A 13341-nucleotide genomic window follows, 5' to 3' on the forward strand; every position below is an offset into this window, starting at 1 on the left:
TGCCGATGGTACGGCAACGACCCGTGCCGGTTTGCCGTTTGGCACTCGGGGCCGTCACCGGTTCCGTTGCCGCCTATGTTCCGATTCCTGCTGGTGCTGCTGTTAGCGGTGCCTTTTCCTGCCGCCGCATACTCTGTGCTCACCCATCAGGCCAACGTAGACACCTGCTGGCGGCGCTGCCTGCGCCCCCTGCTGGAGCAGCGCTACCCCGGTGCCACCCGCGAGCAGTTCATCGAAGCGAAAAGCTACGCCTATGGCGGCTCCATCGTGCAGGACATGGGCTATTACCCGCTCGGGTCCAAGCTCTTTACCGACCTGACTCACTACGTGCGCTCCGGCGACTTCGTGCGCAACCTGCTGGTGGAAGCCCACGACCGCAACGAATACGCCTTCGCCCTCGGCGCGCTGGCCCATTACGTGGCCGACATCAAGGGCCACTCCGAAGGCACCAACCGCGCCATGCCCTCGGTGTATCCCGAGTTAGGAACCCGGTTTGGCCCCACCGTTACCTACTTCGAGGCGCCCGTGCAGCACACGCAGCTGGAGTTTGCCTTCGACGTGGTACAGCTGGCCGCTGGCCGCTACCGCTCCGATAATTACCACGACTTCATTGGCTTTCGGGTAAGCAAGTCGGTGCTGGAGCGGGCGTTTCAACAGACCTACGGCCTGGAGTTGAAACAGATTGTGGTGGACTTGGACTTGAGCGTGAGCACCTTCCGCTTCGCCGTCAGCCAACTCATTCCGACCGCGGCCCGGGCTGCCTGGCACGCCGAGCGCGACAACATCCGCAAGCTCGAGCCGCGCGCTCGTCGCCGCGACTACGTGTACCACCTGAGCGAGCGGCAATTCCGGCGGGAGTACGGCACCGGTTACGACAAGCCCGGCCTGGGGGCGCGTCTCGCGTCCAAAATCATTCGGGTGCTGCCCAAAATTGGCCCGCTACGGCCTTTTGCCTTTAAGCTGCCCACGCCCGAAGCCCAGCAACTGTTCAAACAGAGTTTCAACGACGTGATGAGCGACTACTGCCAGGCCCTCACGCAGACCCGTGAGGCCCAAGCCACGCACCCGGCCGCACTGCCCAACTACGACTTCGACACCGGCCGGCCGACAAAAGTGGGGGAGTATGCTTTGGCCGACGAAACCTACGGGGAATGGGTGCGCAAGCTCGCTAAAGACAAGTTTGCCGCCGTAAGCGCCCCCGTGCAGTCCAACATTTTGGCCTTTTTCGACGGAGCGCCCCACCTGCCGCGGGCCGCGGACGAAAAGGACCAGAAAACCCTCGCCGAAACCCAGGAAGCGCTGCTGCAACTGCGGACGCTGGCGTTACCGGCCACTGTACCGGTTCCCCGGTAAGGCGGGGACTTCCGCGCACAAGCCCCGCTGACGGGTGCTGCCGCCCGCCTTTGCCGGGTCAGGACGGCGGCTCCGGCTCCGCTGGAGCGGAGACGGAAGGTGTTGACAAGCCGGAGCGTTTTATTGCACCATCAGGGCGCAAGTGAGCAGCTGAGAACCGGTTTGCACGCGCACCTGATACATGCCCGCAGGCAAGCCGTGTACGGGCACTTTCACCGTGCCCAGGGCCGGCAGGCGCACCTGCTGGCGGTACACTTCCCGGGCCTGGGCATCCATGAGCACCAGCGTGGTGGCCCCGGACAGCGCCGGTAGCTGCACGGTTGCCGTGGAGTGGGCCGGGTTAGGAAACACGCTGAGCGTGGGCAGGGCAGTAGCAGGTGCGGCCGCCAGCACCTCATCGTTGATGGTGGCCAGGAAAGCGGTAAGGCCTGATGGGGACGAACCAGGTAAGGTAAGGGTACCAAACGTGGCCGGGGGCGTAACGACACCGGTCACGAATACCCGGCGGCCGCTGGCGGCTACCGTACCGGCGAAATCGCCGCCGGTGCCGCCGGCCTGCAGCGCCCATACGAAAGCCGCTGCGGGGCCGGCATCGGTGAGCTTGGCCACAAACACATCGTTGTAGCCGCCGGTACTCGTATTGGTGAGCACCGTGGAGCCGAAGCGGCTGGTGCGGCCCCCGAAGTAGCCGGTTAAGTACACATCGGGGCCGAGCACAGCGAGGCTTCTGGCCATTTCGTCGTCGGGGCTGCCGGCCTGCACGGTCCAGGCGAAGGCACCCGCCGCAGTGAGCTTGGTCACGAACACATCGGCGCCCGGTGAAATGCCGCTGCCGGTGTTGGCCAACACGGTAGGGCCAAAGGCGGCTGTTGCGCTGCTAAATCCACCCGTTACGTACACCTCGCCGCCGTGCGTAGCCACGGCGTGGGCCAGGTCGCTGCCGCCGCCACCGGCCTGCCGGGCCCAGGCAAATGCACCGCTGGTGCCGCCGTCCAGCAGCTTGGCCACGAAGACGTCCGGGCTGTTATTGGTGCCTGCATTGGTGAGCGTGGTAGCGCCGAAACTCGCCGTGGCGCCTTGGAAGGTACCCGCCAGGTACACCTCGTTGCCGCTCGCGGCCAGGCCCTCCACCTGCTCGCTGCCCGCCGCGCCGGCGCGCGTAGCCCAGGCAAAGCTGGCCGTAGTGCCCGCGTCGGTGAGCCTGGCTACGAAGACGTCGTAGCTGGCGCCCCAGGGGTCGGCGTTGGGTAGATCGATGGAACCGAAGGAGGCGGTAGCGCTGCTGAAGTAACCGGCCACGTACACGTGCGAGCCGCTTACAGCCACGGCTTTTGCGTACTCGTACCCGCCCGAGCCCGCCCGCTGAGCCCAGGCAAAGCCGGCGCTGCTGCCGGCATCCGTCAGTTTGCTCACGAACAAGTCGACGCCACCGCTGCTGGTCAGGGCTACGCTGCCGAAAGTGGCCGTGCCGCTAAAAGTGCCCACGAGGTACACGTTCGGGCCGCTCACGGCCACTCCGGTAACAGCTTCGTTGGCAAAGCCGCCAGCGCGCTGCGCCCACACGAACCCGCGCGTGGCGCTGCTCCACTTGGCCACAAACACGTCCGTGGAGCCGCTCGTGGTCAGCGTGGTGCCGCCGAAAACCACGGTGCCGTCGAATTCGCCGGCCAAGTACACGTTGCCGGCCGCATCCGTGGCTGTGGCCGTGACAAGGGAATTGCCCGCGGAGGCCACGCCGGCAGGAGCTACTGCTTGCCAGGACGGCGTCTGGGCGCGGGCCGACCAGCCCAGCAGCAGAATCAGTAGCAGGAGGGAGCGACGGGCCGCCGAAGAATAGAAATAAAACAAGAGCATAGTATTCAGGGAGTGGGAAGTATCGGCTTGATTGACGCTGGCAAAGGCTGCCAGTGGCTTTAGCCGTCGGGCCTCAGCGCGAAGTCCGGGGAGGGTGCCGGCCAGACCGCCGCAGCCGGCGGGGTGCTGCGAACTTAGGCACGACGCCGGCGTGTATCCAAATCCGCTTTTGTCCTCGTTGCGCCCGCGCCTGTCACAGTGCTGGGTGATGCCGAAACCCACGTGGCGCACCAAAGGAGTGTGCACAGCACAACCGCCCGGTACTCAGCCCGGGAGATAGGACAACGGCAAGGCAAAGCAGCACCTTCGTAAGAATATTTGCTAATAGTGGAACTCTATGAATTTTTATCCTCACTAGCCCGTTCCGGGGCTGTTTTGCTGCCTATGACATTCTAATACACAATTCATGACGCGTCTCTACTTCCGGGAAAAGCTCACGCCGTTAATTGCCGGTTTGGTACTCATGGGCAGCGCCTGGCTGGCGCCCCGTGCACAGGCTCAGCGTACCTGCAGTACTCCCTCGCCTGCCGAGTGGGAGGCCAGCCTGACCCCCGCGCAACGGCACGCCTACCAGCAGGCCGACGCGCGGGCCGCGCAGCGCCAGCAGGATGCCGCCCGTACAGCGGCCACGCCGGTTGTCATTCCGGTCGTGGTGCACGTGGTGTACAATACGGAAGCCCAGAACGTGAGCGACGAGCAGATCCGGGCGCAGATCGAGGTGCTGAACCAGGATTACGGACGCACCAACCCCGACGCCGTCAATACGCCGGCTGCATTTCAAGCCCGGGCCTCCAACGTGGGCGTGCAGTTTCGCCTTGCCTTACGTGACCCGCAGGGCCGGCCCACCACCGGCATCGAGCGGCGGCAGACCACCGTCACGTCCTGGGCCGGCGACCGGGTAAAGCTGCACAGCTTTGGCGGGCTGAACGCCTGGCCGGCCGGGCAGTACCTGAACCTGTGGCTCTGCAACCTCAATTCCGGCACGCTGGGCTATGCGCAGTATCCGGGCGGCGACAACACCTTCGACGGCGTGGTAGTGCACTATTCCACCGTGCCGGGCGGGGTGTACAATCCGTACAACCTGGGCCGCACGGCCACCCACGAGGTGGGCCATTGGCTGAACCTGCACCACACCTTCCAGGGCGGCTGCCAGAGTACCGACAACGTAGCGGATACGCCCCCGCAAAGCCTGCCCAACTACGGCTGCCCCAATGGGCCGGTGCTTTCCTGCTCCAAGAGTCCGGCCGAAGGCGACATGTACATGAACTTCATGGACTACGCAAACGACGCCTGCATGAACGCCTTCACGGCCGGACAGCGGCAGCGCGTGCAAGCCCTGTTCGAGGCCGGCGGACTTCGCGCCAGCCTGCTGGCCTCGCCGGCCCTTACGCCCGTGGCCACGCCGTTGCCCGTGGAGTTGGTGAGCTTTGCGGCTACCCCGCGCGGTGGCGCCGTGGAGCTACGCTGGGTGACGGCACAGGAGAAAAACAACGCATATTTTGCCGTGGAACGCTCGGCCGATGGCCGTGCTTTTGCCGAGCTGCAACGGGTAGCGGGGCAGGGCAGCACAAGCACCCGCAGCCACTACGCGTACACCGATGCTCACCTGCCAGCCGGGGCCACCCTGTACTACCGCCTGCGTCAAGTCGACCTGGACGGCACCACCACCTACTCCGACGTACGCACCGCCACCCCTTCCGTGCTGACGACCGAGCCGTTTCGGGTACTGCCTACTCTTGTGACCGATGGGCAGCTTCGCTACGCGGCCGCCACAGCCGGGCAATTGGAATGCTGTAGCCTTTCCGGGCAGCGCGTGCTGGCAGCCGTGTCCCTTTCAGCCGGTACTGGCCGTCTCGATGTAAGCCGCCTACAGCCGGGTACCTACATTGCCCGCCTCACCACGGCCGCCGGCGTACGGGTGAGTCGCTTCGTGGTGCAGTAAGAGACTGCAACCGGCCTGCCAGCGCCCCCGCGGCGTCTCTGGTGAGCAGCCGGAGGCGCCGCGAGGGCGCTGACTTTCGATAACGGGCAGGGTTTTCGAACGGGAGCAGTCGACGCGGCGGACGGGGCGGCGCCGGGCTCAGGTCAGCAGCCAGCGTACGGCTTCGCCTTCGTCCATGAACACGCTTACCCGGTAGGGTTGGTCGGGACGAAGCACTTCTTCGGCGGCGGTGCGCAGCGGCGCTTGGGTCGTGATGAGCTGCCACAGCTCCGGCGACACCAACGACGCCAGCCGTAGGGACTGCGGCAGCAACCGGGCTGCTGCCGGCAGTCAGGACAAGGCCACCCACTGAGAAACTTCTGCGTCGGGCACAGAGCGGCGGCGGTCCATGAGCAAGTTGCCGGTGCCTTCGGTGCAGGCCCGGTCCAGGATGGCCTGGTGCGCCGCTTGGGCTTCGGCCAGGGTGGCGGGGTCGCGCAGCCAGCGCACGGTGAGCAGGCCCAGATCGGGCCGAAAATGAAGGTGCAGTAGGGTGGATAGGTCGGCGGCAGGCATTAAGAAGGCAAAGAGGGGAATGCAAAGTGGTACCACGGCAAGAAGCCGGGCTGTCAGGGGCGCAGCCAGGCAACGGCCGCCCCTTCGTCGGCAAAGAGCTGCAGCCGGTAGGGGCGGGCCCCGTCGAGGCCGTACGTGAGGGTGTCACGCTGCGCGCCGTCGCGCTCGTATACGGCCCGGCGCACGGGAGAGGCCAGGGCGGCGATGCGCAGCGCACCCGGAGCCAGCTGCCGCGCCGCGCGTGGAAAGAAGTCGTGGGTAGTCCAGTGGGCCAAATTAGGGGTCAGCTCGTCGCGGCGGCGCACGTCCAGCAGCCAGTGCGCGGCCTGCTGGGCTTCGGCGGCGCGCAGGATGGCTTCGAAATCGGCCTGCAACTGGGCAAACGGCGCATCGGCGGGCCAGCGCGCAACGAGTACCTGTAGGTCGGAACGGTATTGGATGGAGCAGGAGGGCAGAAGCATGGCACGGGTCAAGTTAGCAGCCCGTGCGCAAAACAACGGGAAACCGCTCGGTAAGGCCGGCTGCGGCACGGAGCCGCAAGTATATTTTTCGCGGCGAGGTTAAAACATAGTCGGACGCGCGGCTGGTACGTACACCGCAAAAGCTAAAGGGCCGCCTGTGTCGTAGCGTTTACGCCCACCGGGTAATCGGCGGGCTTACAGTGCAATGCGCTGCTGCGCGGTGGCTTAGCCACGAGACAGAGCCAGCGGCTGGTCATGCCGCTGCGTCGGGTAGCTCCCGCTCCGGGCCGCTGCGCCGGCTGGATTGGTCTTGGACGCGTGCGGTGGCGGTCCTTCGCTTCGCGTACCTTCCGGCTGCCGCAGCAAAAACGCAGCGGTGGCAGACGCCCCGTCCCGGGGCCGGTGCAGTGAATGAAGAGTGCCCGCGACGAAGCCCGTGGCGGGAAGTTCGCACCCGTAACGCCCGCCGCCATGCCTATTCCCGCTGCCAACCTCACCCTGGCCGAGGCCATCGAAGTAAGCCCCGTCATTGATTATGCCCGCTGCATCGATGCCAGCGGCCGTCCCGCCGACCACACCGGCGACTGGCTCGAAGAAGGACAGGTGTACGCCGTGCGTGTGGTGCAAAACCCGCACCGCGGCGTCACGATAGTGTACGTGCTGCAGTTCTCCTCGCCAGCTCCCTACTTCAACTCGTTCAAGCCCCACCGCTTCCGCATGCTGTGCTCGTCATGGCTCAACTGACCGCGGCCGCCCGCCGGGCGCGGCTGGACCGCCTGCACCGACACCGTCCGCGCATCACCCGTGATGGGTGGTGGCTGGCCCTGTTCATGGCCGCGCTGCTGCTGTTCGGCGGCTTGATTTACGCTTGGCGCTGAGCAGCGTTTCTGCTCGTTCTTTCCCATACACTGCCCCGGCAGCTGTCTTTTTCATGATGGAATCCCCTTTCAATGCGCTTGGCTTCAGTCAGGTATCCGATGCCGACCAAGGCCGCCCGTCGCATTCGTTCTTCAACACCTGGCTGTACCGCCACGATCAAGCCGCGCAGGATGGCACCTGCCTGTACGTGGCGCTGCCCTTCGGCATTCCGGCTTGGCGCCTGAGTGCTCTGCCTTGGCCGTTGGCCCAGCAAGACATCATCCGCGACCTGGCCGTGAACGACACCGCCGGCCTTAGCCAAGAGGTGGAAACCTTTTTTGCCGAACACGGAGGCCGTGGCGCCGCCATTCCCAACGCACCCCGCAGCCGCCCCCTGGGCTTTCCCAAGGGCGTCACCCGCTAGGGCCAACCGGGGCCGGCGCATTGGTGCGCCGGCCCCGGTTTTTTTGCTGCCCCACATGACCCGGCTCCAATTTTCGACGGTGGGCTTTGCCTACCAGCCCCCGGCCGGCGACCCGCTGCGCTGGCGCATGGAGGACGTACGGGTGTACGCTTACCAGCACTGCCCCGCCGGCAGCCCGCCGCTGTACGCGCTCTGGTGCGTGGGCGCGCCGACCTACGTGCTGTCTGCGGCCGCCGATGTACGCGACACCCAATCCGTATTTGTGCGCCTGCCCATGGGCGACTTATCCCGGCTGCACCTGGCCATAGCCGCCTATTTTGCCGTTTAGCCCTTCACCTCCACTTCCGAAACCTTGCTCCAACCATGAGTACCTCCCAGGAACTGACCGCCAAGTCGGCCGCATTGGAAGCATTTCTGCGTGACTACCGCGTCATTGTGGCCGAAAACCCGGCCCTGCGCAGCGGCCTGAGCTTCGAGGCATACCTGGTTTACGCCACTGCCGAGCGCCGCGACAAGGAATTGCGCGAGCAGTTACAAAACGTGATTCATCTGCTCAATCGGATGGACAAGTAGCCTGTACCGAACAACCGCCGGGAAGCCTAAAGCCAACCGCCGGCGGCGCGAACGGGAAGTTCGCGCCGCCGGCGGTTGGCTTTGCTGGATAGAGCCGAAAGATACGCCCGGCTACTTTGCGTTGGGCGCTTCCTGCACGAGCTGTCCACTCAGCTGGCGCAGCACCGTTTCGGCCTGCTTGGCGTTGAAGCGGGCGTCGAGCAGGCGGTTTTCGGCGTTGATCTGGTTGCGCTGGGCTTCGCGCAGGGCCAGCGGCGTGAGCAGGCCCAGGCGGTAGCGCTCCAGCGTGATGGCCACGTTCTGGCGGGCCAGCTGAATGTTGGCCTCCTCCAGGTCCAGCGTCTGCAGGCGGTTCTGGTACTGCAGGTAGGCCTGCTGCGCCTGCGAGTTCAGGTCCAGCTCGGTCTGCTGCAGCTGCAGCTGGCTCTGCTCGATGGCAATGCGGGCGTTCTGTTCCAGGCGCCGGCGGTTGAAGCCGTCGAAGATGGGCACCGATGCCACCACGCCGTAGTTGAAGCCCTGCGTGCGGCCGGTGTTGGTAACCAGGCTGTTGCCGAAGAAAGCTGCCCCGTTCACGTTGCGGTTCAGGCCGTAGCCGCTGGTCAGGCCCACCTGCGGGAAGCGGCTGGCCGTGACCAGGCGGCGGTCGTAGTTGGCCACGTCGACGCCCAGACGGGCCTGCTGCAGCTGCGGGTTGCGCTGCTGAATGCCGGCCACCACCTCGTCCTTGCGCAGGTCGCGGCTGACCACGATGGAGTCCGACGGGGCCAGGTCGATTTCGGGGGCGCGGGCCAGCAGGTTGTTCAGGTTCACCTTGGCCGTGGCCAAGGCTTCCTGCTGCTGAATGAGCGCGGCGCGGTCGGCGTTGAAGTCCACCTGGGCCGTGAGCAGTTCCACTTTGGCCGCTACGCCCACGTCCACCTGCGCCTGCGTAAGGTCGATGCGCGCCTGCCCGATCTTCAGGGCTTCTTCGAAGGCGCGGATGCGGCCCGACTCGCGCACCACCGCGTAGTACGCGTCGGTGATGGCGGCCACGGTCTGCTCCACGGTGCTGCGCGTCACCTGCCGCTGCTGCTGCTCCAGGGCCCGCAGCCGGTCGTAGGCGATGAACATGCCCAGCCCGTCGAAGATGGTCCAGGTCATGGCCACGTTGGTGTTCAGCTGGTTGGAGCGTGCGCCCGTGGCCACGCTCGGGTCGGGCCGCGCCGACGACTCCTGCCGAACGTTGTTGATGGTGTAGTTGCGGGTGAAGTTGCCGTTGACCACGGGCAGCTGCCCGGCGTTGCCGCGGGTGACGTTGTTGGTGGCAATCCGCTCGTCGCGCTGCGCGATGCGGATGCCGTAGTTGTTTTCCAGGCCCAGCCGGATGGCCTCTTCCAACGACAGCACCGGGGCCGGAGCCACGGTCTGCGGCTTGGCCAGCTGGTCGCCGGGGTTCGGGTTGACGGGCCGCTGCTGCGCCTCCGCCAGCGCTGGCAGCAGCAAAGCCGTCAGGGGCAGCAGGACGCGCAGGGAAAAGAAACGGGTTCGGAAGTGCATTCGGGGAAGCTGGACTGAAGCGGAGAGCTGAAAGCTAAAGGCTGAAACGGATGCTCCGCCCCGAACAGGGCGGGGCGGGAAAGGATGGAGGCATTGGGTTCCGGGCCGCAACATACCGTTCAACGGCTCGGCATAACCAACTCAAAACGGGCGCTCCGTTTGGAGCGGCCGTCCAAGCGCCCTCTTTCCGCAAGCAGCAAGAGGGGAGGGGGCGTTAGGCCAGCACCGATTCTACCGGCTCGGGGTGCTTACTGGTATCTTCCACGGGCTCGGGCTTGGCGTGCTTGCGCTTTTTTGCGGTGGCGAAGTACGAGTACATCACCGGCACGATGTACAGGGTGAGGCCCGTGGCGAAAACCAGCCCGCCCACCACGCCGATGCCCATGGCGCGGCGGCTCAGGGCGCCCGCGCCGGTGGCAATGGCAATCGGCAGGATGCCGAGGATGGCGCACAGCGAAGTCATCATGATGGGGCGGAAGCGCGTGGCGGCCGCTTCCACCAGCGCCTCCATGTAATCCACGCCCTGCTCGGCGCGCTGGTTGGCAAACTCCACGATGAGGATACCGTTTTTCGTCACCAGTCCAATGAGCATAATCACCCCGATCTGGGAGAAGATGTTCAGCGTCTGGTTGAAGTACCACAGGCTCAGCAGCGCCCCGGCCAGGGCCAGCGGCACCGTCACCATGATGATGGCCGGGTCCTTGAAGCTCTCGAACTGCGCCGCCAACGTCAGGTAAATCAGCACCAGGGCCAGGCCGAAGGCAAACACCAGCGAGGAGGAGCTTTCGGAGAAGTCGCGCGAGGTGCCGGCCAGCTCCGTGGAGAAGGTGTCGTCCAGGGTTTTGTCGGCCACGGCCTGCATGGCCGCGATGCCGTCGCCCACGGTCTTGCCCTTGGCCAACGAAGCCGAGAAGGTAGCCGAGTTGTAGCGGTTGAAGCGGTAGAGCTGCGGCGGCGTGCTGCTTTCCTCCAGCCGAATCACGTTGTCGAGCTGCACCAGCTCGCCGCGGTTGTTTTTGACCGACAGCAGGCGCACGTCCAGCGGCTGGTCGCGGTTTTCGCGCGCCACCTGCCCGATGATCTGGTACTGCTTGCCTTCGCGGATGAAGTAGCCGTAGCGCTGGCCGCTCAGGCCTGCCTGCAGCGTCTGCGAGATGTCCTGCACCGATACGCCTAGGCTCTGCGCCTTTTCCCGGTCGATGATAACGCGCAACTCGGGCTTGTTGAACTTCAGGTTCACGTCCACGAACTGGAACGTGGGGTCGGCCGAGGCCGCCGCCAGAAACTTGGGCACCACTTCCCGCAGCTTGTCGAAGTCCTGCGTCTGCACCACGAACTGTACCGGCAAGCCGCCGCCGCCCCCGCCGCCGATGCTCTGGTCCTGCGAGATGGAGGCGCGGGCCGCGCTCAGCTTTTTCACGGCGGGGCTCAGCTTGTCGGCCAGCTCTTGCTGGGACGTCGCGCGCTCATCGGCGTCGATCAGCAGCACGCGGGCCACGCCCGAGTTCGGCCCGCCGCCCCCGCCAAAGCCGGGCGCCGTCACCGTAAACACGCTGCTGAGGTTGTTGCCGGTCGAATCCAGGATGATCTTGGTGAGCTGGGCCATGTACTGGTCCATGAACTCAAACGAAGAGCCTTCCGGCGCCGTGGCACTGATGTTGACGCGGCTGCGGTCTTCCACCGGCGACAATTCCGAGGGAATGGCCTTCATGAAAAAGTAGATGCCGCCGATGGTGCCGGCCACAATCACCCAGGCCCAGATGCGGCTGTTCAGAAACGACTGCAGGCTGCGCTTGTAGCCGTTGGTCAAGGCTTCGAAGAAGGGTTCGGTCTTGCGGTAAAACCAGTTGTGGTTTTCGCTGCGCTTGAGCAAGCGGGAGGCCATCATCGGCGTGAGCGTGAGCGACACAAACGCCGAAATCAGCACCGAACCGGCCACCACGATGCCAAACTCGCGGAACAGGCGACCCGTGATGCCCGAGAGGAACACCACCGGCAAAAACACCGCCGCCAGCACCACCGTGGTGGAAATGATGGCGAAGAAAATTTCGTTGGAGCCCTTGTGCGCCGCCTCCATCGGGTCTTCGCCCGCCTCGATGCGGGAGTAGATGTTTTCGAGCACCACGATGGCGTCGTCCACCACCAGGCCGATGGCCAGCACGATGGCCAGCATGGTCAACACGTTGATGGAGAAGCCCAACAGGTACATCACGAAGAAGATACCCACCAGCGACACCGGAATGGCCACCATCGGAATGATGGTGGAGCGCCAGTCGCGCAGGAACAGGAAGATGATGACCACCACGAGGCCAAACGCTTCGTACAGCGTGTGCTTTACCTCGTTGAGCGAGTTGCGGATAAACACCGAGTTGTCGAAGCCCGGGCTCAGGGTCAGGTCCTTGGGCAGGTCGCCCTTGTACTGCTCCAGGCGCTTGTTGAACTCGTCGGCAATGTCGATCTGGTTCGAGCCCGGCTGCGGAATCACGGCCAGGCCCACCATCGGCGTGCCGTTGACGCGGAAGATGGTCTGGTCGTTCTCCGGGTAAAGCTCGGCGTAGCCCACGTCCGACATGCGGATGAGCGAGGTCGAGTCGCGGCGCAGAATCAGGTTGTTGAAGTCCTGCTCGGAACTCAGGCGGCCCATGGTGCGCAGCGTGAGCTGGGTGCTCTGGCCCTGCACGGCGCCCGAGGGCAGCTCCACGTTTTCGCGGCTCAGGGCCTGCTGCACTTCCGTGGGGCTCACGCGCAGGGCAGTCAGCTTCACCGGGTCGAGCCACAGGCGCATGGAGTATTTCCGCTCGCCGTACACGCGCACTTCCGAAACGCCCGGAATCGTCTGCAGGCGCTCTTTGAGCGTGTTGTTGGCGTAGTCGGTCAGCTCCAGTAGCGTGCGCTGGTCGGAGCTGAGGTAGGTCATCACAATGGGTTGCGAGTCGGCGTTGGCCTTGTTCACCGTGGGCGGGTCCATGTCGCGGGGCAGGCGGCCGCCCGCGCCCGATACCTTGTCGCGCACGTCGTTGGCGGCCGTTTCCAGGTCGGCCTCCAGGTCGAACTCCACCGTGATGGTGGCCCGGCCGTCGCGTGAGGTCGAGGTCATGTTGCGGATGCCCTGGATGCCGTTCAGCGCTTCTTCCAGCGGCTCGGTCACCTGCGACTGAATCACGTCGGCCGAGGCGCCGGTGTAGTTGGCCGACACGGTAATGATGGGCGGATCGACGCTGGGATACTCGCGCACCGAGAGGTAGCGGTAGCCGATGATGCCGAACAGGGTGATGACCAAGCTCATCACGATGGCCAGCACCGGGCGGTCAATACTGGTGGAGGATAAACTCATTGTCAATCAATAATTAAGAATGAACAAATAAGAATTCTGATTTGGGCGCTACAGATTTTCTTTGGACGAGCGAATGATAGCCGTTAGAATTTTTAACAGTTCCTCGCAATCCTGTAGCAAAGAATTGGCCTGCCGAAGAGTCAGGTAGTTCGTATCGCGAAGCAGCCGGAGCCAATAATGTGTTTCGCGTGCTTCCTTGTATGCTATGCTGCATTTTGAGACAAAATCACGCCGGGACTGTCCGCCCACAGCTTCTTCAACGTTCGACCCAACAGCCGTTCCACTGCCCACAATCTGGTCCGCCAAGCGTAGCGGACACCGTTCCCGCACCAGGTGCTGATATAAGCGAATGATGCGTACCGAAAACGTGTAGCTCTTTTCGAGAATAATATTATCCGGTTTCATAAAGCAGCGCTAATTGCCACATTGGTCAACTTATTAATTTCTA

At 64.5% G+C, this 13341-nt stretch carries 14 protein-coding genes; 7 read left to right on the forward strand and 7 right to left on the reverse strand.

Annotation, left to right across the window (positions count from 1 at the left end; genetic code table 11):
* Positions 1–75: 75 nt before the first annotated feature.
* Positions 76–1353 (forward strand): zinc dependent phospholipase C family protein, encoded by a 1278-nt coding sequence (locus ACYVKQ_RS14305; RefSeq protein WP_460676026.1) that lies wholly within the window; start codon positions 76–78, stop codon positions 1351–1353.
* A 120-nt stretch (positions 1354–1473) separates the two neighbouring features.
* Here the strand turns inward: ACYVKQ_RS14305 and ACYVKQ_RS14310 are convergent, their stop codons facing one another.
* Entirely contained in the window at positions 1474–3207 is a 1734-nt protein-coding gene (locus tag ACYVKQ_RS14310) for a T9SS type A sorting domain-containing protein (protein ID WP_460676027.1), read from the reverse strand.
* Positions 3208–3613: 406 nt separating this feature from the next.
* Here ACYVKQ_RS14310 and ACYVKQ_RS14315 point away from each other — a divergent pair, with 406 nt between their 5' ends.
* A complete protein-coding gene (locus tag ACYVKQ_RS14315) occupies positions 3614–5149 on the forward strand; it encodes a zinc metalloprotease (RefSeq protein ID WP_460676028.1) in 1536 nt (511 codons plus the stop codon).
* A 138-nt stretch (positions 5150–5287) separates the two neighbouring features.
* Here the strand turns inward: ACYVKQ_RS14315 and ACYVKQ_RS14320 are convergent, their stop codons facing one another.
* Genes ACYVKQ_RS14320 through ACYVKQ_RS14330 form a run of 3 tightly spaced genes read right to left on the reverse strand, consistent with a single transcriptional unit; the run spans position 5288 to position 6165 of the window.
* Complete coding sequence (locus ACYVKQ_RS14320; protein WP_460676029.1) at positions 5288–5461, reverse strand: hypothetical protein; 174 nt, start codon at positions 5459–5461, stop codon at positions 5288–5290.
* An 18-nt stretch (positions 5462–5479) separates the two neighbouring features.
* Positions 5480–5704, reverse strand: coding sequence for a hypothetical protein (locus ACYVKQ_RS14325; protein WP_460676030.1), 225 nt, complete (start codon positions 5702–5704; stop codon positions 5480–5482).
* 53 nt (positions 5705–5757) lie between these two features.
* Complete coding sequence (locus ACYVKQ_RS14330; RefSeq protein WP_460676031.1) at positions 5758–6165, reverse strand: hypothetical protein; 408 nt, start codon at positions 6163–6165, stop codon at positions 5758–5760.
* 471 nt (positions 6166–6636) lie between these two features.
* Here ACYVKQ_RS14330 and ACYVKQ_RS14335 point away from each other — a divergent pair, with 471 nt between their 5' ends.
* Genes ACYVKQ_RS14335 through ACYVKQ_RS14355 form a run of 5 tightly spaced genes read left to right on the forward strand, consistent with a single transcriptional unit; the run spans position 6637 to position 8020 of the window.
* On the forward strand, positions 6637–6909 hold the full coding sequence (locus ACYVKQ_RS14335) for a hypothetical protein (protein WP_460676032.1): 273 nt from the start codon (positions 6637–6639) through the stop codon (positions 6907–6909).
* A complete protein-coding gene (locus ACYVKQ_RS14340; RefSeq protein ID WP_460676033.1) occupies positions 6897–7043 on the forward strand; it encodes a hypothetical protein in 147 nt (48 codons plus the stop codon). Before ACYVKQ_RS14335 ends, ACYVKQ_RS14340 begins: the two co-directional genes overlap by 13 nt.
* 53 nt (positions 7044–7096) lie before the next feature.
* Complete coding sequence (locus ACYVKQ_RS14345) at positions 7097–7447, forward strand: hypothetical protein (protein WP_460676034.1); 351 nt, start codon at positions 7097–7099, stop codon at positions 7445–7447.
* Positions 7448–7502: 55 nt separating this feature from the next.
* On the forward strand, positions 7503–7775 hold the full coding sequence (locus ACYVKQ_RS14350) for a hypothetical protein (RefSeq protein ID WP_460676035.1): 273 nt from the start codon (positions 7503–7505) through the stop codon (positions 7773–7775).
* A gap of 35 nt (positions 7776–7810) precedes the next feature.
* Positions 7811–8020, forward strand: coding sequence for a hypothetical protein (locus tag ACYVKQ_RS14355; RefSeq protein WP_460676036.1), 210 nt, complete (start codon positions 7811–7813; stop codon positions 8018–8020).
* Positions 8021–8131: 111 nt separating this feature from the next.
* Here the strand turns inward: ACYVKQ_RS14355 and ACYVKQ_RS14360 are convergent, their stop codons facing one another.
* The 3 genes from ACYVKQ_RS14360 to ACYVKQ_RS14370 all read right to left on the reverse strand — a co-directional run bounded on the left by ACYVKQ_RS14360 (position 8132) and on the right by ACYVKQ_RS14370 (position 13298).
* Positions 8132–9559 carry a TolC family protein gene (locus ACYVKQ_RS14360; protein WP_460676037.1) on the reverse strand — a complete coding sequence of 476 codons (1428 nt, stop codon included), beginning with the start codon at positions 9557–9559 and terminating at the stop codon, positions 8132–8134.
* A gap of 214 nt (positions 9560–9773) precedes the next feature.
* Positions 9774–12893 carry an efflux RND transporter permease subunit gene (locus tag ACYVKQ_RS14365; protein ID WP_460676038.1) on the reverse strand — a complete coding sequence of 1040 codons (3120 nt, stop codon included), beginning with the start codon at positions 12891–12893 and terminating at the stop codon, positions 9774–9776.
* Between the two features lie 48 nt (positions 12894–12941).
* Positions 12942–13298, reverse strand: coding sequence for a four helix bundle protein (locus tag ACYVKQ_RS14370; RefSeq protein WP_460676039.1), 357 nt, complete (start codon positions 13296–13298; stop codon positions 12942–12944).
* Positions 13299–13341 lie beyond the last annotated feature (43 nt).

Source organism: Hymenobacter coalescens (genome assembly GCF_054783195.1).

Excerpts from the sequence above, each read along its gene's own strand:
- ACYVKQ_RS14350 (WP_460676035.1), top strand. The coding sequence starts at position 7,503 with ATGACCCGGCTCCAATTTTCGACGGTGGGCTTTGCCTACCAGCCCCCG.
- ACYVKQ_RS14335 (WP_460676032.1), top strand. The coding sequence starts at position 6,637 with ATGCCTATTCCCGCTGCCAACCTCACCCTGGCCGAGGCCATCGAAGTA.
- ACYVKQ_RS14330 (WP_460676031.1), bottom strand. The coding sequence starts at position 6,165 with ATGCTTCTGCCCTCCTGCTCCATCCAATACCGTTCCGACCTACAGGTA.
- ACYVKQ_RS14355 (WP_460676036.1), top strand. The coding sequence starts at position 7,811 with ATGAGTACCTCCCAGGAACTGACCGCCAAGTCGGCCGCATTGGAAGCA.
- ACYVKQ_RS14345 (WP_460676034.1), top strand. The coding sequence starts at position 7,097 with ATGATGGAATCCCCTTTCAATGCGCTTGGCTTCAGTCAGGTATCCGAT.
- ACYVKQ_RS14365 (WP_460676038.1), bottom strand. The coding sequence starts at position 12,893 with ATGAGTTTATCCTCCACCAGTATTGACCGCCCGGTGCTGGCCATCGTG.
- ACYVKQ_RS14340 (WP_460676033.1), top strand. The coding sequence starts at position 6,897 with ATGGCTCAACTGACCGCGGCCGCCCGCCGGGCGCGGCTGGACCGCCTG.
- ACYVKQ_RS14325 (WP_460676030.1), bottom strand. The coding sequence starts at position 5,704 with ATGCCTGCCGCCGACCTATCCACCCTACTGCACCTTCATTTTCGGCCC.
- ACYVKQ_RS14305 (WP_460676026.1), top strand. The coding sequence starts at position 76 with ATGTTCCGATTCCTGCTGGTGCTGCTGTTAGCGGTGCCTTTTCCTGCC.
- ACYVKQ_RS14310 (WP_460676027.1), bottom strand. The coding sequence starts at position 3,207 with ATGCTCTTGTTTTATTTCTATTCTTCGGCGGCCCGTCGCTCCCTCCTG.
- ACYVKQ_RS14315 (WP_460676028.1), top strand. The coding sequence starts at position 3,614 with ATGACGCGTCTCTACTTCCGGGAAAAGCTCACGCCGTTAATTGCCGGT.
- ACYVKQ_RS14370 (WP_460676039.1), bottom strand. The coding sequence starts at position 13,298 with ATGAAACCGGATAATATTATTCTCGAAAAGAGCTACACGTTTTCGGTA.
- ACYVKQ_RS14360 (WP_460676037.1), bottom strand. The coding sequence starts at position 9,559 with ATGCACTTCCGAACCCGTTTCTTTTCCCTGCGCGTCCTGCTGCCCCTG.